The organism is Psychrosphaera aquimarina (genome assembly GCF_032461525.1).
Classification (GTDB): Bacteria; Pseudomonadota; Gammaproteobacteria; order Enterobacterales; family Alteromonadaceae; genus Psychrosphaera; species Psychrosphaera aquimarina.
The window spans coordinates 1,185,236-1,206,721 of record NZ_JAWCUA010000010.1 but is presented as its reverse complement, the minus strand read 5'-3'; the positions used below and the strand labels follow the sequence as shown (position 1 = coordinate 1,206,721).

The 21,486-nt window shown below is 38.3% G+C and carries 22 protein-coding genes and 1 pseudogene; 11 read left to right on the top strand and 12 right to left on the bottom strand.

All coding sequences use genetic code 11. From position 1 onward, the window contains the following. Positions 1–188: 188 nt before the first annotated feature. The 4 genes and pseudogenes from RT723_RS17410 to RT723_RS17395 all read right to left on the bottom strand — a co-directional run bounded on the left by RT723_RS17410 (position 189) and on the right by RT723_RS17395 (position 4,740). A complete protein-coding gene (locus tag RT723_RS17410; protein WP_315948411.1) occupies positions 189–683 on the bottom strand; it encodes an arsinothricin resistance N-acetyltransferase ArsN1 family B in 495 nt (164 codons plus the stop codon). Between the two features lie 660 nt (positions 684–1,343). Beyond that, positions 1,344–2,348: a transposase gene (locus RT723_RS17405; protein WP_315948409.1), complete on the bottom strand. Its 1,005-nt coding sequence runs from the start codon at positions 2,346–2,348 to the stop codon at positions 1,344–1,346. A 157-nt stretch (positions 2,349–2,505) separates the two neighbouring features. Continuing rightward, positions 2,506–2,832 (bottom strand): annotated as a pseudogene (locus tag RT723_RS17400) (transposase); the annotation flags it as partial. 384 nt (positions 2,833–3,216) lie between these two features. After that, the gene (locus RT723_RS17395) at positions 3,217–4,740 is read right to left on the bottom strand and encodes a fumarate hydratase (protein WP_315948408.1); all 1,524 of its coding nucleotides are present in this window, start codon (positions 4,738–4,740) and stop codon (positions 3,217–3,219) included. A gap of 222 nt (positions 4,741–4,962) precedes the next feature. On the opposite strand from RT723_RS17395, the gene pabB reads away from it, so the two are divergent. The 9 genes from pabB to RT723_RS17350 all read left to right on the top strand — a co-directional run bounded on the left by pabB (position 4,963) and on the right by RT723_RS17350 (position 13,391). After that, positions 4,963–6,345, top strand: coding sequence for an aminodeoxychorismate synthase component I (gene pabB, locus RT723_RS17390; protein ID WP_315948407.1), 1,383 nt, complete (start codon positions 4,963–4,965; stop codon positions 6,343–6,345). Between the two features lie 63 nt (positions 6,346–6,408). Beyond that, entirely contained in the window at positions 6,409–6,984 is a 576-nt protein-coding gene (locus RT723_RS17385) for a CoA pyrophosphatase (protein WP_315948405.1), read from the top strand. Positions 6,985–7,067: 83 nt separating this feature from the next. Next, entirely contained in the window at positions 7,068–8,456 is a 1,389-nt protein-coding gene (locus RT723_RS17380) for an L-serine ammonia-lyase (RefSeq protein WP_315948403.1), read from the top strand. Positions 8,457–8,594: 138 nt separating this feature from the next. Then, a complete protein-coding gene (locus RT723_RS17375; RefSeq protein WP_315948402.1) occupies positions 8,595–9,536 on the top strand; it encodes an aldose epimerase family protein in 942 nt (313 codons plus the stop codon). Between the two features lie 141 nt (positions 9,537–9,677). Beyond that, the gene (locus RT723_RS17370) at positions 9,678–10,040 is read left to right on the top strand and encodes a DUF6249 domain-containing protein (protein WP_216053578.1); all 363 of its coding nucleotides are present in this window, start codon (positions 9,678–9,680) and stop codon (positions 10,038–10,040) included. Positions 10,041–10,054: 14 nt separating this feature from the next. Then, positions 10,055–10,606 (top strand): RNA polymerase sigma factor, encoded by a 552-nt coding sequence (locus RT723_RS17365; RefSeq protein ID WP_315948401.1) that lies wholly within the window; start codon positions 10,055–10,057, stop codon positions 10,604–10,606. Next, on the top strand, positions 10,606–10,929 hold the full coding sequence (locus RT723_RS17360; RefSeq protein ID WP_315948400.1) for a hypothetical protein: 324 nt from the start codon (positions 10,606–10,608) through the stop codon (positions 10,927–10,929). The genes RT723_RS17365 and RT723_RS17360 overlap by 1 nt, the downstream gene beginning before the upstream one ends. A gap of 256 nt (positions 10,930–11,185) precedes the next feature. Further along, the gene (gene asnB, locus RT723_RS17355; RefSeq protein ID WP_315948399.1) at positions 11,186–12,862 is read left to right on the top strand and encodes an asparagine synthase B; all 1,677 of its coding nucleotides are present in this window, start codon (positions 11,186–11,188) and stop codon (positions 12,860–12,862) included. Between the two features lie 226 nt (positions 12,863–13,088). Next, positions 13,089–13,391 (top strand): isoamylase early set domain-containing protein, encoded by a 303-nt coding sequence (locus RT723_RS17350; RefSeq protein ID WP_216053574.1) that lies wholly within the window; start codon positions 13,089–13,091, stop codon positions 13,389–13,391. Here the strand turns inward: RT723_RS17350 and RT723_RS17345 are convergent, their stop codons facing one another. Genes RT723_RS17345 through RT723_RS17330 form a run of 4 tightly spaced genes read right to left on the bottom strand, consistent with a single transcriptional unit; the run spans position 13,392 to position 15,556 of the window. Next, the gene (locus tag RT723_RS17345; protein WP_315948397.1) at positions 13,392–13,973 is read right to left on the bottom strand and encodes a glutathione S-transferase family protein; all 582 of its coding nucleotides are present in this window, start codon (positions 13,971–13,973) and stop codon (positions 13,392–13,394) included. It abuts the gene before it with no gap. A 24-nt stretch (positions 13,974–13,997) separates the two neighbouring features. Next, the gene (locus RT723_RS17340; protein ID WP_315948396.1) at positions 13,998–14,609 is read right to left on the bottom strand and encodes a methyltransferase domain-containing protein; all 612 of its coding nucleotides are present in this window, start codon (positions 14,607–14,609) and stop codon (positions 13,998–14,000) included. Between the two features lie 2 nt (positions 14,610–14,611). Beyond that, positions 14,612–14,782 (bottom strand): hypothetical protein, encoded by a 171-nt coding sequence (locus RT723_RS17335; protein WP_315948395.1) that lies wholly within the window; start codon positions 14,780–14,782, stop codon positions 14,612–14,614. A gap of 18 nt (positions 14,783–14,800) precedes the next feature. Further along, a complete protein-coding gene (locus tag RT723_RS17330; protein WP_315948394.1) occupies positions 14,801–15,556 on the bottom strand; it encodes a Nif3-like dinuclear metal center hexameric protein in 756 nt (251 codons plus the stop codon). 187 nt (positions 15,557–15,743) lie between these two features. Here RT723_RS17330 and RT723_RS17325 point away from each other — a divergent pair, with 187 nt between their 5' ends. Then, positions 15,744–16,124, top strand: coding sequence for a hypothetical protein (locus RT723_RS17325; protein ID WP_216053570.1), 381 nt, complete (start codon positions 15,744–15,746; stop codon positions 16,122–16,124). Positions 16,125–16,219: 95 nt separating this feature from the next. On the opposite strand, the gene RT723_RS17320 is transcribed toward RT723_RS17325, so the two are convergent. From RT723_RS17320 to pheS, 3 genes are read right to left on the bottom strand one after another with little or no spacing between them, the layout of a single operon-like run. Next, the gene (locus RT723_RS17320) at positions 16,220–16,531 is read right to left on the bottom strand and encodes an integration host factor subunit alpha (protein ID WP_315948393.1); all 312 of its coding nucleotides are present in this window, start codon (positions 16,529–16,531) and stop codon (positions 16,220–16,222) included. 6 nt (positions 16,532–16,537) lie between these two features. Continuing rightward, positions 16,538–18,949, bottom strand: coding sequence for a phenylalanine--tRNA ligase subunit beta (gene pheT, locus RT723_RS17315; protein WP_315948392.1), 2,412 nt, complete (start codon positions 18,947–18,949; stop codon positions 16,538–16,540). Positions 18,950–18,961: 12 nt separating this feature from the next. Next, the gene (pheS, locus tag RT723_RS17310) at positions 18,962–19,942 is read right to left on the bottom strand and encodes a phenylalanine--tRNA ligase subunit alpha (protein ID WP_315948391.1); all 981 of its coding nucleotides are present in this window, start codon (positions 19,940–19,942) and stop codon (positions 18,962–18,964) included. Between the two features lie 223 nt (positions 19,943–20,165). Here pheS and RT723_RS17305 point away from each other — a divergent pair, with 223 nt between their 5' ends. After that, a complete protein-coding gene (locus RT723_RS17305; protein ID WP_315948390.1) occupies positions 20,166–20,780 on the top strand; it encodes a flavin reductase family protein in 615 nt (204 codons plus the stop codon). Positions 20,781–20,793: 13 nt separating this feature from the next. Here the strand turns inward: RT723_RS17305 and hda are convergent, their stop codons facing one another. Continuing rightward, the gene (gene hda / locus RT723_RS17300) at positions 20,794–21,486 is read right to left on the bottom strand and encodes a DnaA regulatory inactivator Hda (RefSeq protein WP_216053565.1); all 693 of its coding nucleotides are present in this window, start codon (positions 21,484–21,486) and stop codon (positions 20,794–20,796) included.

Genomic DNA, 21,486 nt, shown 5'->3' with positions numbered 1-21,486 from the left:
TGGAAGTACTAATTTTAAGGCTTTAAGGCTTTAAAGGTGGGTGGTACTTTTTTTGTTAGCCTTTTAATACGCCTTGCCAATAACCCACATCTTGCCATTGTTCAAATTTAAGGCTTTAAAGGTGGGTGGCACTTTTATTTTTGGTTGGCTTTTTATTTGGTTTTAAAGGTGGGTGGTACTTTTTTTTGTTAGCCTTTTAATACGCCTTGCCAATAACCCACATCTTGCCATTGTTCAAATTTAAAGCCTACCTCTTTAAAATGAGCCACTTTTTCTAAGCCAAATTTCTCATGAAGAGCGACACTCGCCGGATTAGGCAATGTAATCCCGCCAATCACGGAATGAATTGAACGCGATTTCAACTCTGAGAATAAAGCATCATAAAGCTGTGAACCTACGCCGTTACCTATAAATGTTGGCGCTAAATAAACAGTAACTTCGACAGAAAAGCGATAAGCAAAGCGCTCTCTCCATTTAGTAGCATAAGCATACCCAATTAATTTCCCTGAAGCATCTTCAGCTATTAACCAAGGTAAACCATCGGATTGAACTTTAGATATACGACTGAGAATATCCTCAGAACGGATCATCTCTGTTTCGAATGTAACCACAGTATCTGAAATATAATGATTATATATTTCAGCAATAGAAGCTGCATCCTTAGCAACGGCATTACGAATCACAAAACCTCCTGAAAGCCACACGCCGTTTTAAGCGGCAATAAAATAGCTGGTCAAAATTAACGAGGAACGGGTAAAATCCAGCTGTTTTTTGTCCTGCTGAATTGCCTAATTAGATCTCTATTATTTTGCTGTCATGAACCCATTTAAACACCTGAAAAGCAAGATTTAATAACCCCAAGATCACAATAGCTTTAGTCAAATTCCTTGTTTTCTTTGCACTATTTTCGCTATAAAATAACATTGCGAAATAACATTGCCACCCACTTGGATAAATAACATTGCAACATCAATAACATTGCCAATAACATTGCCACCCACTTTAAATAAAACTTAAACAATTTGTAAATTTAAAATAAGTTCTAGATTTTAAATCGAAGTTTAATTTGAAATAAGCAAATAACATTGCCACCCACTTTAAATTAAACTTAAAATAACATTGCCACCCACTTTAAATTAAACTTAATCAATTTGTAAATTTAAAATAAGTTCTAGATTTTTAATCGAAGTTTAATTTGAAATATTGAGTGTAATTGTACGCTTTTACTCGTATTTTTGGCTTGTTTTAACTTTTGGGTTGAATGCTAGATATGCACTTATCTCAGTGGATTCTGATTTGATATTTTGTCTTTTTGGTTAATTTTTTACAGGCTTTTTTGGGGATTAAGCTAGTAACTTTCTACAACTCGATAAGTTTGGTCGTCGTTTTAGTTGTAAGTTCTCACTGAAGTTTTGTAATACATGCTCATTACCTACTGCACCATGGAATACTTTGGTGAATTGCTTGGTCATTATTAACCAGCTCTCAGGCTCTATGCTTAAGCGTGTGAGTATACTTGGTAGGTTGTTGTTTATATGCCCTGCTTTATCTTCTCTTATGCAACGTCCTGTCACCTCTACTAATTCTATGTATTCATTTAGTTCAAAAGGAATACCGTTTGGCATATCTTTTCTTGAGTTACCAACAAATGGTTTTAATGTGCTTGGTTGTTGTTGGTTTTGGATTATATGTTTAATGCGTTGCTTTACGCTGGTGTAATTAGAGTTTTCTGGTGTGGTTGCTATTTTGGCTCTTACTGGGTTTAAATCTACATATGCCATACAGGCAAGTAAGGCTGACTCATCTAAGAGGGCTTGGCATTTGAAACGTCCTTCCCAGAATCGCCCTGTGCATTTATCTTCTTTATTCGCTTGTCTTGCTATACCTTCATTTAACACGCGCATAAACCAACTTATGTCCATTAGGCGTTTTCTGTAAATAACGGTGGTTTGCTCTATGGCTAGAAGCTCTGCTCCGGTTAAAGGTTCATTATTAATATCATCTGAGTTATTAATTTTAGTTAGATATTTTTGTGTCAGTAATGTGCCTTTAAACACCTTATGCCAACGAGTTAGAACTTCTGTTGTATTCCAGTTAAGTGCTTGCTGTTCATTTACATGCAATACAAGGTGTGTGTGGTTACTCATGACTGCATAAGCACAGACTTCAATAGCAAATATTTGAGGGAGAAATAACAGCTTATCTTCTACCCATTGTCTTCTGTGCTCATAAGATTGATGGGTTTGTTTATCTTCACCACATAAAAATGCCCTACGAACACAACGAGAGATACAGTGATAATACGGCGTATCCGATAAGCTAATTTGAAATTCTCTGGGTCTAGGCATAACAAAATAATCAATGTATCAATATAGGTACAAAAAAGTCTAGCGCAGTTTAAATAACTGTCAAATTAAGGAGGGTGGCCTTGTTATTTTCTATGGCTAGAAGATCTGCTCCGGTTAAAGGTTCATCATTAATATCATCTGAGTTATTAATTTTAGTTAGATATTTTTGTGTCAGTAATGTGCCTTTAAACACCTTATGCCAACGAGTTAGAACTTCTGATGTATTCCAGTTAAGTGCTTGTTGTTCATTCACATGTAATACAAGGTGTGTGTGGTTACTCATGACTGCATAAGCACAGACTTCAATAGCAAATATTTGAGGGAGAATTAACAGCTTATCTTCTACCCATTGTCTTCTGTGCTCATAAGATTGATGGGTTTGTTTATCTTCACCACATAAAAATGCCCTGCGAACACAACGAGAGATACAGTGATAATACGGCGTATCCGATAAGCTAATTTGAAATTCTCTGGGTCTAGGCATAACAAAACACTCACCGTATTAATATAGGTACAAGCAAGTCTAGTGCAGTTTAACTAACTGTCAAATTGAGGTGGGTGGCCTTGTTATTCGGTCAAATTGAGGTGGGTGGCCTTGTTATTCGGTCAAATTGAGTTGGGTGGCCTTGTTATTAATAAGGGCTTTTTCATGGACGAAAGTTAAGCCCGTTTTTATAAACAAAAATAACTATTTAATGAAGCATAAGATTTTGCTTGGAAGCGGCCTTTTGGCCTACCTTTTTGGCTGTTGAAAAAGGTATGGTCGCCGCAGGTGAAATAATCTTTTTAATCTTTTAAAGAAAACAAAAACAAAAAAGGAACCCTCAGGTTCCTCTCTTAAATAACTCACATAAAACAAAACCAAAAACTACTTTTTAGCCTTTGCCTCTGCAATTTTACCACTCCAAATAGCAGGGCCTGTTTCATGTACATTGTTACCCGTAGAATCAACGGCAACAGATACCGGCATGTCTTCTACTTCAAACTCGTAAATCGCTTCCATACCTAAATCACCAAATGCAACAACACGAGATTTCTTGATTGCTTTAGATACTAAGTAAGCAGCGCCGCCAACAGCCATTAAGTAAACGGCTTTGTTTTTAGCGATTGAATCTACTGTAGCTGGACCACGTTCAGATTTACCTATCATGCCAATAAGACCTGTGTCTTCTAACATCATGTCGGTAAATTTATCCATACGTGTTGCCGTTGTAGGGCCTGCTGGACCACAAACTTCATCACGTACTGCGTCAACTGGACCAACGTAGTAGATGAAACGATTATTAAAGTCCACGCCTTCTGGCAAACCTTCGCCGTTATCTAACATGTCTTTAATGCGTTTATGAGCCGCATCACGGCCTGTTAAGATTTTACCGCTAAGTAAAACAGTTTCACCGGCTTTCCAGTCTGCAATTTCTTCTTTTGTGATGTTGTCGATATTAACTCGACGAACGTTGTCACCCAATTCCCATGTTACTTCTGGCCAGTCTTCAACACGAGGCGGTTTAAGATCCGCAGGACCAGAACCATCTAAGTGGAAGTGAATATGACGTGTAGCTGCACAGTTAGGGATCATCACTACTGGTTTTGAAGCGGCGTGTGTTGGGCAAGATTTGATCTTGATATCAACCACGGTGGTTAACCCGCCAAGACCTTGTGCGCCTATACCTAAATCATTTACTGCGTTAAGAATGTCTATACGTAGTTTTTCTTCGGTGGTTTCAGGACCACGTTCAATTAACTCTTGAATATCAACTGGGTCCATTAACGATTCTTTTGCCATAACCGCTGCTTTTTCAGCGGTTCCGCCAATGCCTATGCCTAACATGCCCGGTGGACACCAACCAGCCCCCATGGTTGGAACGGTTTTCTTGATCCATTCAACAATGTCGTCTGACGGATTTAACATCGCCATTTTAGATTTATTTTCCGAGCCGCCGCCTTTGGCTGCGATCATCACTTCAATACCTGCACCTTTTACTAGGTCGATATGCACAACCGATGGGGTATTGTCTTTGGTATTTTTACGAGTACCTGCAGGGTCTGCCACAATTGAGGCGCGCAATGGGTTATCTGGATTCATGTACGCTTGGCGAGTACCTTCGTCTACCATTTCTTGTACGGTTAATGAAGTATCATCCCATTTAACGTCCATGCCCACTTTAACAAAACAAGTTACTATGCCTGTGTCTTGGCAAATAGGTCTGTGCCCTTCTGCTGACATTCTTGAGTTAATTAAAATTTGTGCCATTGCATCTTTTGCTGCTGGGTTTTGCTCTTTGTTATAAGCAACTTCAACGGCTTTAACGTAATCTAATGGATGGTAATACGAAATATATTGCAGGGCATCTGCAATACTTTCGATAAAATCTTGTTGGCGAATGACAGTCATAATGATCCCTGATTGTTTTGCATACTAATCAACATAGTAAGAATTAAATAATTGGCTAGTTTTATCGCAGTTAAAACTTAATTACTGGTCGCTAGCACAAGGTTACTGAAATTGTTGTATATCGATGATAACCTCCCTCTAAAATTAAACCAACAAGTTAACATAGCAAAATCACTCTAACTGCTTATTTGTTAACCATTATTTAGCTTTTAGGTTTTCGTAATGTCAAACACCCTTTTCGTAAAGTCTCTGTCGTTAACTGCAAGTCAGCTTGAACAACTCTATTGTTTGTTACAAAAAGAACATGGCGCTATGTTTTTGGACTCTGCATCAACCGACCACAAAAATAGTAATGTGTCTATTTTTGTATGGGAACCTAGCTTTACCATTGAAACGGTTAACCAACATACCTTTGTTTATTGTGGTGACGAGTTAATTTCAAAAGTTAGTACCGACCCATTAGAACAAGTGCAACTCTGTTTAGATTCACTCGCGGTTATTGACTCTGAATTACCCTTCACTGGTGGTGCTGTGGGTTATTGGGATTACGAACTGGGCGGCTACTTTGAAACCTTACCTAAACCTAAAACATCTGACATTAACATGCCCAATATGTTTATTGGTATTTATGCTTCTGCAATTGTGGTGGATCACCAAAACAAACAAATATATTTTGTCAGTCAAGATGAACAAGCTCCGCAAAAATGGGCTCAATTAGAAATACAGATCAATAACTTATCGCAACAGACCGAGTTAGATTTTAAGTTAACCACCCCATGGTTATCCAATATGACTAAAGTTGAGTACACTGAAAAATTTCAGCAAGTTCAGCAACATCTATTATCCGGTGATTGTTATCAAATCAATTTAGCACAGCGTTTTAGCGCAGGTTACTCAGGTAGTGAATACGGCTCTGAGTGGACGGCCTATAACAAGTTAAGAAAACAAAATTCTGCGCCCTTTTCTAGTTTTATTCGTCATAAAAACGGCGCTGTATTAAGTGTGTCACCAGAACGTTTTATCGAAGTAAAAAACAACATCATTGAAACTAAGCCAATCAAAGGCACTAGGCCTAGACACGCTGATAAAGCTAAAGATATTGAACTCGCTAAGCAGTTACAAAATGCGACCAAAGACCGAGCTGAGAACTTGATGATTGTTGATTTGTTGCGTAACGACTTATCAAAAGTAGCAGTACCTGGCACGGTGGACGTGCCAGAATTATTTGAAATAGAAAGTTTTCCCGCAGTACATCATTTGGTCAGTAAAGTCACCGCAACCTTAGACCCACAGTTTTCCGCATTGGATGTATTACGTGGTGCATTCCCTGGCGGGTCTATTACTGGTGCACCCAAAATACGAGCAATGGAAATAATTCATCAATTGGAACCCAATCCTAGAAGTGTTTATTGTGGTGCGATAGGTTATGTTAAACCTAATGGAGATATGGACAGTAATATCTCTATCCGTACGTTAGTTTGTAATCAAAACAAAATACATTGTTGGGCTGGCGGCGGTTTAGTTGCCGACTCCGTTTGTGATGAGGAATACCAAGAAACCTTAGATAAAGTGAATAAAATACTACCTATATTGGAAAGCGCATAACCTGTTATTTTATTTATAATAATATGAAGCGACGATTGAAACTCGATCAGCAAAGGTAACAAGATGACACCAGAGCAGTTTGCTAGCCGATTTTGTTTGTACAATTTACAGAATAACAAACCGATCACACGTTTTGAGCCTAACAGCAAAACACAAAACGCGGCCGTTCTGGTACCTGTAATAAAACGACCTACGGGTTTAACCCTTTTATTTACCCAAAGAGCCAAACACATGCGCCATCATCCTGGCCAAATAAGCTTTCCTGGCGGCAAAGTTGACCCAGACGATAACTCGTTAACTTTTACCGCGTTAAGAGAAACCTATGAGGAAGTGGGTATTGATGAAACCAAGATCACGACTTTAGGTTGGTTACCAAGTTTTCAAACCATTTCAAATTTCAGCTTACATCCATTAGTAGGATTAATTGAAGACATTAGCGATTTAACGTTAAACCCTGGGGAAGTTGATAACGCATTTGAAGTGCCATTGTCGCACTTCACCAACAGAGATAACCACCATATAATAAGTCCTTGCGTGAATAACACTAACCACCCTGTACATTTTATGCCATACCAAGGTAGGCTGATATGGGGTGCTACCGCGGCTATAATTGACCAATTAATTTTACATTTCGAATAAGTTTTACTCATGCGTAAGTGGGTGTGAATAGTTACAATCTAAGCTACAATAGTTTCAATATTTTGAAATGAAGATCCATATTTATGTTAAGTGTTTTTGATATGTTTAGTGTCGGCATTGGGCCGTCTAGTTCTCATACCGTTGGACCTATGAAAGCCGCGCGCGAATTCGTAGATACCTTAGAGCACAAAAACTTGTTGCAACAAGTCAGTTTTATTAAAACGGAATTATATGGTTCCCTAGGCCAAACAGGCATTGGTCATGGTTCCGGTAAAGCTGTTATCTTAGGTTTATTAGGTGAGCTGCCTGAAACCATAGACCCGGACACCGTTAAAGATAAATTACAGTTAATAGAACAATCTGAGACGATTAACCTGTTAGGTAAACATCTAGTTCAATTCCCTAGAACCAATGCGATCGTTTTCCACCGTAGAAAAACCTTACCTGCTCACTCCAATGGGTTAACGTTTTTTGCTTACGGCAATACAAGTGCTGGCACTGAAATCATATTTGAACAAACCTACTATTCCATTGGTGGTGGTTTTATTGTCAAACATGAAGACTTTGAATTACAAAAACAAACCGCAAAACTTGAACAAATTGACCAAGCCGTTCCTTATGAATTTTCCAGCGGTGCTGAACTACTAGAAAAATGTACAACCCATGGGTTAAGCATACCGGCATTAATGATGGCGAACGAAAAAACGTTTCAAGATGAAAAAACCATACGCGCTGAGTTGGTTAAACTTTGGCATGTGATGGAAGCTTGTATTGAGCGCGGTATTCGTACTGAAGGCATCTTACCTGGCGGGCTAAAAGTAAAACGCCGCGCGTCTTCACTTAAACGTAAGTTATCGGCGGATCAAACCAAAGATCCATTGATGGTGATGGACTGGGTTAACTTATTTGCCTTAGCCGTGAATGAAGAAAATGCCGACGGCGGCCGTGTAGTTACCGCGCCAACTAACGGCGCTGCTGGCATCATTCCAGCTGTGCTCATGTATTATCATAAGTTTGTTCAACCATTAGATGATGATTTGATTGTGCGTTATTTATTAACCGCTGGCGCAATTGGTATTTTATATAAAAAGAATGCCTCCATTTCTGGCGCAGAAGTTGGCTGCCAAGGTGAAGTCGGCGTGGCTTGTTCCATGGCAGCGGGGGCATTAGCCGAAATTCAAGGCGCCAGTGTTGAACAGGTTGAAAATGCAGCCGAAATTGGCATGGAGCATAACTTAGGTTTGACCTGCGACCCTGTTGGCGGATTGGTTCAAGTGCCTTGTATAGAACGTAATGCAATGGGCTCAATCAAAGCCATCAATGCGGCTCGACTAGCCCTACGTGGTACGGGCGGTCAAAAAGTATCTTTAGACAAGGTGATAAAAACCATGTGGGATACCGGCAATGACATGAAGTCAAAATACAAAGAAACAGCACGTGGCGGCTTAGCGGTTAACATTACTGAATGTTAACCCACTTAGCAGTATGTTTTGATTTTACTGGTTTGATTTAGCGGTTTATAGCGCTATTAAAAACGAATAAAATCAATGCTGTTTAAATGATGCAATTTTGACTATTATTTCTTTCTCGTTATATGACTTTAGTGAAATATGATAAAAACATTTACGATTCAAAATCAGGTTGGTGACAATGTATCTATTATTAACTTAGGCGCTCGCCTCGTTAAATGGGATACCTTGGTTAACGGCCAATCCAGAAATATTATTGTTGGTTACCAAGATTATGAATTGTATCGGGACGATCCTAGTTATTGTGGGGCAATCGCGGGGCCGTATGCCAATAGAATTAAGGATGCGACGGTCCAGTTAAACGGAGTATTGCATAAACTAGCGGCAAATGAAGGGAACAACGTACTACATAGTGGCAACAATGCCTTAGAATCTTGTATGTGGCAGGTTAAAGAACATTCTACTCGGGCCATTACCTTAAAATATTGGTTAGAAGATGGCTTTAATGGCTTCCCTGGTTCCATCACCTTTGAGGTTGAATATCGTTTGGCTGAACAAACCAGTCAGCTAAAAATTAACATTAATGCATATAGCGAAAAAGAAACATTTATTGGCCCTACAGGTCATGCGTATTTTAACTTATCAGGTGTTAATGCTAATAAGACATCCCTAATTGACCAACATTCTTTATGGTTAAATTGCCAACATTATACACCAGTTGATGACGAAGGAATTCCTACTGGTAATGTAGATGAGGTGCAACATACTCAATTTGACTTCACTAAGTTCACTAACATTGGATCTAAATCGATTAACCATAATTATGTGGTTAATGACACAAGCAAACCGTCTGCCGTTTTGGTAAGTCCAGAACAGGATTTAACCCTTGAAGTTATTTCTGGTTATCCGGGGTTACAAGTGTATACCAGTGATTATTTGTCGTCTCCTTTACTACCGCGACAAGGAATTTGTTTAGAACCTCAGTTTTATCCTAATTCACCTAACGTTGCACATTTTCCATTTTATACCACATCCCCCGACCATCCGTTTTCAGAAAAAATAATATATAAATTAAATAAGTAGATTCAGTGTCTGTTTATTATAAATCGCATTAGCGCATAGAGATCTTGTATATTTTTTAAATAAATTAAACTTTTTGCATCTAAATTCGTTTTTGCTGCATCTACTTAACAACTATATTTTATACAACAACTCGGAGTGACCATGCACGATATTTTAGTTCCTATTACTTTCTTTTTGGCGGTTGCCATTATCACGGTTAGTTTTATGTTTTTTAATTCTAAATCTAAGAAGCAACTACAAGAAACATTACAACTGGCCATTGAAAAAGGAGAAACATTATCGCCAGAAACTATTGAAAAATTGTTAGATAAAAAGCGCCCTTTTGCCGACCTAAAACGCGGTATTATTTTTATTGCTTTTGGTATTGCTTTTGCGTTGTTCGGTATATTTTCACCAGCGGGTGAGCTTGAAACTAAAGTGATGATTGGCTTCAGTATGTTCCCAATTATTATTGGGTTTGCGTATATATTAGTGTTTAAATTACATGAAAAGCTTGAATCGTAATTTAGCGCTATTTAATGGATATTATTGAATCTAAATTAATTGCAAAGGTTATCGTAGATGAAAATCATCATGCCTTTGCCAAATTAGTTAATTTGCATCAGAGTCAAATAAGAAATTATGCCAGACGATTATGTAAAGGTGACAATGCACTTGCTGACGATATCTCACAAGAAACCTTTATTACAGCATTTGAGAAAGTTAAAAACTATGATGCGAGAGGCAGCTTTATTGGTTGGCTATTAACGATTTGTTACCGACATTTTTTACAATATATCAGAAAGAATAAATTCGTATTAAATGATGACCCCATTGAGATACAAATAACGGATAATATTGAGCCGCAAATTTTAATAGAACAAGCTCTGTATTATGTGACCCATGAAGAACGTTCAGCCATTACGCTTAACTCTAATTTTGGTCATACACATCAAGAAATATCAAAGATTATGCAATTACCGATAGGGACGGTTAAATCACATATTTCTCGCGGTAAAGCTAAAATAGCGGAATTACTATCTGAGAAAAACGTCGATAACTCTAAGGACAAAAAACGAGGAGCAGCATAGTGAATAGAAACATAGACGCCCTGTTACAACAATCGTTACCCGTATTGTCAGACGATGGTTTTAGCAAACAAGTTTTAAATACATTGATAAAAAGACAACAAGGTTATTTAAAGTTAAAACAGAAAATCATGACTTGTTCAATTTTTGTCTGCATAACTATTTTATCTGTCTTTCTCTTCTTATTTGAAGGCAACTTGCCGTTAACCAATAAACTAATTGATCTATCGAGTTTATTCTTGGGTATTAATCCTGTGTATATCGTATCAGGCATGATGTTAGTCATTGCTTTTTATGTCACTTCAGAATCGTTAGAAGGTAATTAACCTTACCTTCTACGTATTATTTTTAAACACTTAGTGATGCTTTTTTCTCCTTTTGATTCCTACATTTATTAATTGCATAAAAATCACTTGGCATTGGCTAATCATCTGTGGCAGTCTCAGGCTGGGCTTGATTAAAGTACAAGCTCTAATCTAACTTATTGTTAAGTTATTATAGATGTCATATACCAAAGCCGCGCCAAACGCTTAGTGTATGACTTGAATTATTGTGATTTTGATTTAATGGAGAGAACTACTTATGTGTTCTATTTTTGGAGTACTGGACGTTACTACTGACGTTGCAGATTTACGAGTTAAAGCGCTAGAATTATCTGGCCTATTACGTCACCGTGGCCCAGATTGGTCTGGTATTTGGAATAACGACAATGCGATTCTTGCTCACGAGCGTTTATCGATTGTTGACTTAGAGAATGGCGCGCAACCTCTATATAATCAAAATCGAAATCACATCTTAGCCGTTAATGGCGAAATTTATAATCATAAAGCTCTTGAAGCAGAGTTAACCACTGACTATACCTTCCAGACTCAGTCAGACTGTGAAATCATTCTTGCACTATATCAGCAAGATGGCATTGAGTTTTTAGACAAATTAAAAGGCATGTTTGCGTTTATCTTATATGACGACACAGACGACAGTTATTTGATCGCTCGTGACCATATGGGGATCATTCCTTTGTATTACGGTTATGACGTAGACGGACAACTGTATGTTGCCTCTGAAATGAAAGCGTTAGTGCCGGTTTGCCGCACTATTTCAGAATTTCCTCCGGGACATTACTGGTCTAGTAAAGACGGTGAGATCAAACAATATTATACAAGAGATTGGTTTGAGTTTGATGCCGTTAAAGACAACAAAGGCGACGCTAAACAAATTCATGATGCATTAAGCGACGCGGTTAAATCACACATGATGTCTGACGTACCTTATGGTGTTTTATTATCTGGAGGTTTAGATTCTTCTGTTATTTCTGCGGTTGCGCAAAAGTTTGCCCAAAAACGAGTAGAAGATGAAGGTAAATCAAAAGCATGGTGGCCACAACTGCATTCATTTGCTGTTGGTTTAGACGGTGCACCTGACTTAATTGCCGCGCAAAAAGTAGCTGATGCAATTGGTACTATTCACCATGAGATCACCTACACTATTCAAGAAGGGATAGATGCGATCCGTGATGTTATCTATCACTTAGAAACGTACGATGTTACAACCATTCGTGCCTCAACTCCTATGTACTTAATGTCACGTAAAATAAAAGCGATGGGCATAAAAATGGTATTGTCTGGTGAAGGCGCTGATGAATTATTTGGTGGTTATTTATATTTCCATAAAGCACCAAACCCGAAAGAGTTCCACGAAGAAACAGTACGGAAGATCAAACGTCTACACATGTTTGATTGTGCACGAGCAAATAAAGCGATGTCAGCTTGGGGCGTGGAAGCACGCGTACCATTTTTAGACAAAGACTTTATGGACATTGCGATGCGCACCAATCCTGCACTTAAAATGTGTGGTAACGGAAAAATGGAAAAACACATTTTACGTGAAGCATTTGAAGGTTACTTACCGGAAGAAGTATTGTGGCGTCAAAAAGAACAGTTCTCAGATGGCGTTGGTTACAGCTGGATAGATACATTAGTTGAATCTGCAGAATCAAAAGTAACCGATCAATTAATGGCAAGTGCACAATATCGCTTCCCTCATAATACGCCGGATTCAAAAGAAGCGTATTTCTACCGTACTATCTTTGAAGAGCACTTCCCGTTAGATTCAGCGGCTGAATGTGTACCAGGTGGTAAATCGGTAGCATGTTCAACGCCTGAAGCGTTAGCATGGGATGCGAGCTTTACAGCAAATGCTGACCCTTCTGGACGTGCTATGTTTGATGTACATAACCAAGGGTATTCTGATAAGTCTTAATCATCTACTTATCTGACGAACTAAAAAAACCGTTAATATTAACGGTTTTTTTATGCCTCATTTTTCAATCCATAATACGGTCAAAAAACATACCATTTATATGACTTGTTTGATGCAAACGATTTCATCAGAGTAATTACTCAAATTCTATTTCAAAATGCGTTAATCCTTCTATATTAAGATTTGACGCCCCCCAATCTCAACCTTTATGTAGAAGGATTTTAATATGAGCTTAAGTAAAAAGTATTTAAAAACTAAACCCATTTGTAAAGTCACCTTTAAATTACCAAAAGATGAAAGTAAACAGGCTAATGTAGCTTTACTGTCAGGCGACTTTAATAATTGGCAACCCGCACCCATGAAGAAATTAAAGTCTGGTGATTTCACCTTAACGTTAGATTTAGACAAAGATCAGGCGTATCAATTCAGGTATTTATTGGATGAGCAAACTTGGGAAAACGATTGGCAAGCAGACGCCTACCTTCCTTCTCCCTTAAGTTACGAGGACAACTCAGTTGTGATTGTTTAATCACGCTGAGGGTTTAGTTTGTTTTATGCCTTTATGGTAATCGTTTACGGCCATAAAGGCGTTTATATTACGATATTCTGACAGGTCGACTAATTGACGAAACTCAGCCCACTCGACCAAACAGTACAAGCTGATTGCGACATAATCCCATTCGTGGATATGTTTGTCTGAAACAAGCTTTTCCAACTGATTAAATGACGTGACGGTTCGCTCTCTTTGCGCATTAAAATATAAATTGTCTTGAGTTGTGTCTACCCCACTTCGTGCCAAAAACAACATATTAAGTAAAGCGTCCGTACACGCATCAATCACCGCTAATTGGGTTTGTTGATTGATGGATAAATTGCTTAATTTAAACTTATTAACTAAGTATTGATGGATCACGCCTGAGTCATAAATAATAGGGCAAGTGGCATTATCCAGATCCTCCAACATGGGTATTTTTAAGGTAGGATTTTTCTCTTTTAATAATGTCCTATCGTCACCAAATACATCTATGTTAATAAATTCGTATTCCATCTCGGCCATAAATAAACGTAAACGCCTTGCGTATGGTGAGGTTGTTGAGCCATACAGTTTCATAGTCATCCTTAAATATATCTGAAATTACTTTGTTATTAATAAGTGCATATAACGGCCAATACTGGCGTAAGGTTCTTGTTGGCAATACTGTAATTCCATTTGCAGAATATTGTCAAAGTCTGAATCCCACTTTGAGATATCTCGCATGTAATCATGAAAACACCTGACGCCGGATTTAACCAATATATTAAGGTTAAATTCGTCACACCAACTGTAAACCTCTTCTGAATTTAACGCTGACTGTGGATTAAGTTTCACCACTTTTTTAGCTTTCATGCCACTGCGAATATAATCAAAGTTGCCGTAAACTAAATTACTCAACACTTGCCCTGCTTGATTATAAAACATTAACGAAATACCCCCTTTTGCCGTACAAAATTGGATTAACAATTCAAACGCTTGTTTTGGGTTTTCTAACCACTCAAATACCGCATGACACAAGACTAAGTCGTATTTTTGATTAAGTTGGTTAGGTAAATCTTGTAAGGCACTATGAATTAAGGTCAAATTCGTTAATGAACGCTCATGAGCCGACTCTTGAGCCATGGCTAACATGTCAGCTGAAATATCGGATAAGGTGACATCAAATCCCATCTCGGCCAATTGTAAGGCGATTTGACCTTGTCCGCCCCCCACATCTAAGATTTTAAATGCTGATTTTTTTCTGCTTTATTCTCACATTGCTGCGTTAAGTATTGGGTTAGATCTTGTAGTAAAACGGCCTCACGAATTTTCCCTTTGCCAGTGCCATAAATATTATTTTTAAAGGTTTTAGTACGAGTATCAAAGTTACAATCATTTTTAGACATTAGATTAAAGACTCGTTTTTACACTGGGTTATGAATATCAACAAACTGAACATCTAAACCGAATTCATTGGCTAAATGCTCACCTACGCTTTTCACACCATAACGTTCGGTTGCATGATGTCCCGCGGCGACAAAGTGAATACCAAACTCCCTAGAGCTGTGAATCGTTTGTTCCGATGCTTCTCCGGTTAAAAACACATCAACACCTAGTTCCGCGGCAACATCAATATAACCTTGGCCACCACCTGTACACCAAGCAATCGTTGAGACGAGCTCATTATTTACGGCATTAATTAAAGGTTCACGTTGTAATTTTGAGTTAACTAACTGTCCAAATTGATCAATCGACATTGGTGTAGAGAGCTTCCCTTGCATCAACACGCCTTTAGGTTTAACCGACTCCACTGGTACTACATTGGTTATACCAAGTAAGTTGGCTAACACGGCGTTATTGCCCAAGTCAGAATGAACATCGATAGGTAAATGATAAGCAAGTAAGTTAATGTCATGTTTTAATAATTTGGCTAATCGATTTTTTTTCAAACCGGTAATAACTTGCGACTCACCTTTCCAAAAGTAACCATGATGCACCAATATGGCATCGGCCTGATGTTCGATAGCTGCATCGATTAGCCTTTCGCTGGCGGTAACACCTGTGATTATTTTGCCGATCTCTGGTTTGCCTTCAACTTGTAAACCATTAGGACAATAATCATTTATGTTATCCGAGTTTAATAGTGTATTAAGATATTGAGTAAGTTGCTTGGTTTTCATAAATTTTTATTCGCAATTGATGTTTCTCGTTAACGCTAGTGTAATTGTTATTTTTCTATGTTTATAACCCTATTTAGGCTTTTTTACTGTTAATTTGGCTTAAGTTGGGCCGATAAGTTGATATAGGTAGAAAAACTTTGTATAAATAAGGCTCAACTTAAATTCTTACTAAATTCAGGTAAATATAATGAGCACACTAGACAAAGATCAAGTCTTGTCTGACTTCACTGAAGCTTACAAAAAAGTAAATAAAAAAGAACCACAAATTGAAGCAAAAGGTGGTTGGTACAGTATTGATGGCGGAAAAAATGTTCGTCTAGCAGCATTAGTTGATTTGACTGCAGAACTTTCAGGTTCTACAGCAGCCCCTGCTAAAGCGGCGGCTCCTGCTAAAGAAAAAGCACCGGCTAAGAAAAAAGCGGCGGCTAAAAAAGCGGCTCCAGTTGCAGTAACATCTACAGGTTACACTGTAGTTAAACAAGGCGACGGATATAACCCAGCTAACTTCTGGTTAGATTACCTATCTACTTTAGGTATGGATTGCAGAACGCCTCACGGTTTCTACTAAAAACTTTAGTAAATTCAAAAAACAAAAAAACCAGCATTTAGCTGGTTTTTTTATTGGTTATAAAATAGGCCACACTTGATGACCTATTAATTCCACTACTTTTGTTTTTCAACCAATTGAGCGGTCCCAACTTCTACCCTAGCCTTCAACTTCTGGCCCGGTCTAAAGGTGACTACTCGACGAGCAGAGATTGGAATATCTTCACCAGTTTTAGGATTTCTGCCAGGTCTCGATTGTTTTTCACGTAATTCAAAATTACCAAAACCAGATAACTTAACCTGTTCACCGTCTTCTAGTGTAGTTCTCACTTTTTCGAAAAAAGCTTCAACCAAATCTTTCGCATCGGCTTTGTTAATGCCTGCTTTTTCAAATAAATGTTCTGCGATTTCTGCTTTGGTTAGTGCCATAGTGTTTTAATCCCTAAGCGTTGCTTCAAATTTTTCAGTTAACGTATTAACGACTTGTTCAATCTTAGTATTAATCTCTTGTTCTTCCAATGTTTTTTCAACATCTTGTAAAATAATTGAGATTGCTAAGCTTTTAAAACCTTCACCGATGCCTTCACCACGGTAAACATCAAACAAGTTTAGGTCAACTAATTGATTTCCGCCAACTTTTTCTATTTCTTTTAGTAAATTACCGGCATTTACCTGTTCTTTCACAACAACCGCTATATCTCTGCGATTTGAAGGGAATTTAGACACCGGTTTTGCATCTGGCAATTTACGCTGAGTTAGTTCTGACATCAATAGTTCAAATACAAATGTTTTGCCGTTTAAACCTAACGCTTTTTCAGCCGCAGGATGCACCGCACCTACATGACCGACTAATACATCGCCACGGTATATCTCTGCAGATTGACCAGGGTGTAATGCAACATTCAATTCACTGTCCGCAGCTAAAGGCTGAAAAGTGAACGATGAGCTGTCTACGCATTTTTGTAATAAGGCTTCAACATCGGCTTTAACATCGTAAAAGTCAACTGGACGCGCTTTTTCTTCCCACGATTCACCCGCGATAGAACCCGCAATAACACCAGAAAACATCACTTCTTGACGAATGTTCATTTCGGCCGTGTTATCAGGCACAAAACGCAAACCACTTTCAAATAAACGAACTCGTGATTGCTGACGATTTTGGTTACGAACTACTGCAGGTAATAAACCAGCCCATAAGCTCACACGCATCACTGACATGTCAGCCGAAATTGGGTGAGGTAACGTTAATCCAGTTTGTTTTGGGAATAACTTCTCTTGAACTTTAGGGTCAACAAAACTGTATGTAATTGCTTCTTGGTAACCACGAGTAGTTAGGATATTAGAAAATACCGTTTTATCTAATACAGCTTCTTTACGTACAGGCATATTTAATGAAGCAACAGGTGCCACATTTGGAATATTGTTGTAACCGTAAACACGGGCTACTTCTTCAATTAAGTCTTCTTCAATATTAATATCAAAGCGGAAGCTTGGCGAGATAGCAAACCAGCTATTGTCTTTAAATTCAGTTTTTAAGCCTAAACGATTTAAGATTGTGGTAACTTCATCATCACTAATTACATGGCCTAAAACACGATCTAAACGTGCACGACGTAATACAATCGCTGTTTGAACTGGTAAGTCAGCTTCTGATACCGCTTCAACAATAGGTCCTGCTTCGCCGCCAGAAATCTCAAGTAACAACTGAGTTGCACGTTCCATCGCTGTACGTTGTAATTCGTAATCCACACCACGTTCATAACGATGAGATGCATCAGTATGAAGACCGTATGAACGAGCACGTCCAGCAATAGTCACCGGATTGAAGAATGCACTTTCTAAGATAACGTCTTTTGTCTCGTTAGACACGCCAGACTCTAAACCACCAAAGATGCCAGCTATCGCTAATGCTTTATTATGATCAGCAATGACTAACGTATCTTCTGTTAATGTCACTTCTGTCTCATCTAATAAAGTTAATTTTTCATCTTTATTAGCGTTACGTACTTTAATGCCACCTTCCACTTTTGCTAAGTCGAACGCATGCATTGGATGACCCAATTCAATCAATACAAAGTTTGTTATATCAACAACGGGATCAATTGAACGAATGCCACTTCGACGTAATTTTTCAACCATCCATAACGGGGTTGTCGCATCTAAGTTAATGCCTTTAATAACTCTGGCTAAATAACGTGGGCATCCATTTGAGTTGACTAATTCAACATCAACCGTATCAGCAATCGATACTTCAACCGATTTCACTTCTAAAGACGTAACATCAATGTTATTTAATACGCCAACTTCACGAGCCACGCCTGCAATGCCTAAGCAGTCGCTACGGTTTGGTGTTAAGTCGATTTCAATAATGTTGTCGTCTAATTGTAAAAACTCACGTATGTTTGTGCCTAAAGGTGCATCTGCTGGTAATTCCATGATGCCATCTGAGTCATCAGCCATGCCTAATTCAGACCAAGAACACAACATACCAAATGATGGCTGGCCGCGTAATTTGGCTTTTTTGATTTTAAAGTCGCCCGGTAAAACAGCACCAACCATAGCAACTGCTACTTTTAAACCTTGGCGACAGTTTTTAGCACCACATACGATATCGATTAATTCGCCATCGCCTGCACTGCCTACATTAATTTTGGTAATTTGTAATTTATCCGCTTCTGGATGTTTGCCACATTCAACCACTTCACCAACAACGACACCGGTAAATTCTGCTGCAGCTGGCTCAACACCATCAACTTCCAAACCAGCCATTGATAACTGTTCGTCTAATTCTTCAACTGTAATTGCAGGATTAACCCACTCACGTAACCACTTTTCACTAAATTTCATTTTGTGAGATCCTTATTTAAACTGCTTTAAGAAACGAAGATCGTTTTCGAAGAATGAACGTAAATCGTTTACGCCGTAACGTAACATTGTTAGTCGCTCAACACCCATACCAAAGGCAAAACCTGTGTACTGTTCTGGGTCAATATTTACTGAACGTAATACATTTGGATGTACCATGCCACAGCCTAATACTTCTAACCATTTACCATTTTTATCCATAATATCCACTTCTGCCGATGGCTCAGTGAACGGGAAGTAAGATGGACGGAAACGAACTTGAACGTCTTCTTCAAAGAAGTTACGTAAAAAGTCATGAATCACACCCTTAAGTTCAGCAAAGCTGACGCTTTTATCCACCATAAGGCCTTCAACCTGATGGAACATTGGCGTATGAGTTTGATCGTAATCATTACGATAAACACGGCCAGGAGAGATAATTCTTAACGGCGGTGTTTCTTTTTCCATTGTACGGATTTGAACACCCGAGGTTTGAGTACGTAAAACCGTTTTTGGGGTAAAATAAAAAGTATCATGATCTGCACGCGCCGGATGGTGTTCTGGGATATTCAACGCATCAAAGTTATGGAAGTCATCTTCCACTTCAGGACCATGTTTAACTTCAAAGCCTAAATCACCAAAAAATGATTGGATACGCTCGATAGTACGTGACACTGGGTGAATGTTACCCATTTCTGCACCACGACCAGATAAAGTCACGTCAATCGTTTCAGATGCTAATTTTGCATTCAGTGCTTCTGTTTGTAATTGTTCACGGCGCTCTGAAATTGACTTTTGAACTGTGCCTTTTGCTATGTTGATAGCTTGACCCATTTCTTTACGCTGCTCGTGATCCATTTTACCTAAAGACTTAAGTAACTCAGTGATCTTGCCTTTTTTACCTAAATATTCAACGCGCACATCTTCCAGCGCTTGGATTTCATTTGCTTGTGTGATTGCTTGTTCAGCTAATCCAACGATCTCTTCTAAATTCATGGAACACTCTTTATTTGTTCTGACGCTCGGTACAAAATCCAAGGTCTTTAAATACCAATAACTTAGTTTGATTGGCACTAAACTTTTAATAAAAATTACAGCCGCGAATTCTAACTTAATTGCACACAAAATATTAGTGCTAAATCCTTATTTATATGGATTTTCCGCTTATTTTTTCTGTATGCTTAATCCTTTAGTTTTAAAAGTGGAAAATTAACCTATTATGCTTGTCAATTTAGAGCAGTTATCAGCCAATAACGTCTACCATTTAATGACTCAAACTATCATCCCAAGACCAATTGCTTGGGTGTTAACAGACTCTGGTGATCAGAATTATAACCTTGCACCATTTTCATATTTCACTGCGGTATCCAGTGCACCACCACTATTGATGTTTTCTGTTGGTAAAAAACCGGATGGTTCGGCAAAAGATACAACGGTTAATGTAAAGCAAAACAAAAAGTTAGTTATCCATATTGCCAACAGTGACCAGTCAAAAGCGGTGACAGCTTCGGCTGCGACCTTAGAACATGGAGAGTCTGAATTATTATCAACCGGATTAGAAACCGTTGAATTTGAAGGGTTTTCATTACCTAGATTAAAAGATTGTCATATTGCCTTTGCTTGTACTTTATTTGAAACGCAGGAGTTGGGTGAAACACCGCAAACGCTTATTTTCGCTAAAATTGAACATATTTATATTAATGATGAAGTGATTAATATAGATGATAAAGGCAGAGTCAAAGTGTTAGCTAATAAAGTAAATCCGCTGTCAAGATTAGGCGGTTCTGAATATGGCAGTTTAGGTGATATTATCAGTAACATCAGGCCTAAATAGTTCTATAAATTGGCTATATCTCTAGGATATCTTTAACAAAAGGAACCGTAACTTTCCTCTGTTTTTCAATACTTTGTTTGGCAAGCGTATTTAGCGCTTGCATCAAAAACGACATTTTACGTGGCAATCTATTTAACATGAACTTTGCCACTTCTTCCGTTAATTCAAACCCCATGTAGTGCGCATGTTGAACAAGCGCACGACTTTTATCTTGTTCTAATAAAGTTGGGATTTGAAACAACGTTCCCCACTGTAGACGAGACGCTAAATCAGGGAGTGATATTTGAGTTTTAGTAGGTAAATCCGAAGCCGTAAATATGATTGTGGCGTTATTTTGTTGTAATGCATTAAACAGATTAAAAATAGCCGTTTCCCATTCTAAGTTGTTGGATATGGCTTCGATATTGTCAACACACACGACTTCGACATTCTCTAACCCCAATATTAAATCAGGTGATGAGTCTACAACTTGTTCTAATGGTAACAGCATACTCGACTTACCAACTTCATTGGCATGATGACAACAAGACGTTAATAAGTGAGTTTTGCCACTGCTGTCGCTACCTGCCAAATATAAAGCCACAAAACTATCTGATTCGATAGCTCGGCTTATTTCATTGGTCATGACGTTTTGTACATTTTTAGGGGTAACAAACGAAGAAAATGTCTGACTACTGTTAATCGTAACGGGCAGTAATAATTGCAC

What these genes read in the sequence shown, in the direction of transcription:
- RT723_RS17405 (WP_315948409.1), bottom strand. Translation starts at nt 2,348, where the DNA reads ATGCCTAGACCCAGAGAATTTCAAATTAGCTTATCGGATACGCCGTAT.
- RT723_RS17395 (WP_315948408.1), bottom strand. Translation starts at nt 4,740, where the DNA reads ATGACTGTCATTCGCCAACAAGATTTTATCGAAAGTATTGCAGATGCC.
- pabB (WP_315948407.1), top strand. Translation starts at nt 4,963, where the DNA reads ATGTCAAACACCCTTTTCGTAAAGTCTCTGTCGTTAACTGCAAGTCAG.
- RT723_RS17385 (WP_315948405.1), top strand. Translation starts at nt 6,409, where the DNA reads ATGACACCAGAGCAGTTTGCTAGCCGATTTTGTTTGTACAATTTACAG.
- RT723_RS17380 (WP_315948403.1), top strand. Translation starts at nt 7,068, where the DNA reads ATGTTAAGTGTTTTTGATATGTTTAGTGTCGGCATTGGGCCGTCTAGT.
- RT723_RS17375 (WP_315948402.1), top strand. Translation starts at nt 8,595, where the DNA reads ATGATAAAAACATTTACGATTCAAAATCAGGTTGGTGACAATGTATCT.
- RT723_RS17370 (WP_216053578.1), top strand. Translation starts at nt 9,678, where the DNA reads ATGCACGATATTTTAGTTCCTATTACTTTCTTTTTGGCGGTTGCCATT.
- RT723_RS17365 (WP_315948401.1), top strand. Translation starts at nt 10,055, where the DNA reads ATGGATATTATTGAATCTAAATTAATTGCAAAGGTTATCGTAGATGAA.
- asnB (WP_315948399.1), top strand. Translation starts at nt 11,186, where the DNA reads ATGTGTTCTATTTTTGGAGTACTGGACGTTACTACTGACGTTGCAGAT.
- RT723_RS17350 (WP_216053574.1), top strand. Translation starts at nt 13,089, where the DNA reads ATGAGCTTAAGTAAAAAGTATTTAAAAACTAAACCCATTTGTAAAGTC.
- RT723_RS17345 (WP_315948397.1), bottom strand. Translation starts at nt 13,973, where the DNA reads ATGAAACTGTATGGCTCAACAACCTCACCATACGCAAGGCGTTTACGT.
- RT723_RS17335 (WP_315948395.1), bottom strand. Translation starts at nt 14,782, where the DNA reads ATGTCTAAAAATGATTGTAACTTTGATACTCGTACTAAAACCTTTAAA.
- RT723_RS17330 (WP_315948394.1), bottom strand. Translation starts at nt 15,556, where the DNA reads ATGAAAACCAAGCAACTTACTCAATATCTTAATACACTATTAAACTCG.
- RT723_RS17325 (WP_216053570.1), top strand. Translation starts at nt 15,744, where the DNA reads ATGAGCACACTAGACAAAGATCAAGTCTTGTCTGACTTCACTGAAGCT.
- RT723_RS17320 (WP_315948393.1), bottom strand. Translation starts at nt 16,531, where the DNA reads ATGGCACTAACCAAAGCAGAAATCGCAGAACATTTATTTGAAAAAGCA.
- pheT (WP_315948392.1), bottom strand. Translation starts at nt 18,949, where the DNA reads ATGAAATTTAGTGAAAAGTGGTTACGTGAGTGGGTTAATCCTGCAATT.
- pheS (WP_315948391.1), bottom strand. Translation starts at nt 19,942, where the DNA reads ATGAATTTAGAAGAGATCGTTGGATTAGCTGAACAAGCAATCACACAA.
- RT723_RS17305 (WP_315948390.1), top strand. Translation starts at nt 20,166, where the DNA reads ATGCTTGTCAATTTAGAGCAGTTATCAGCCAATAACGTCTACCATTTA.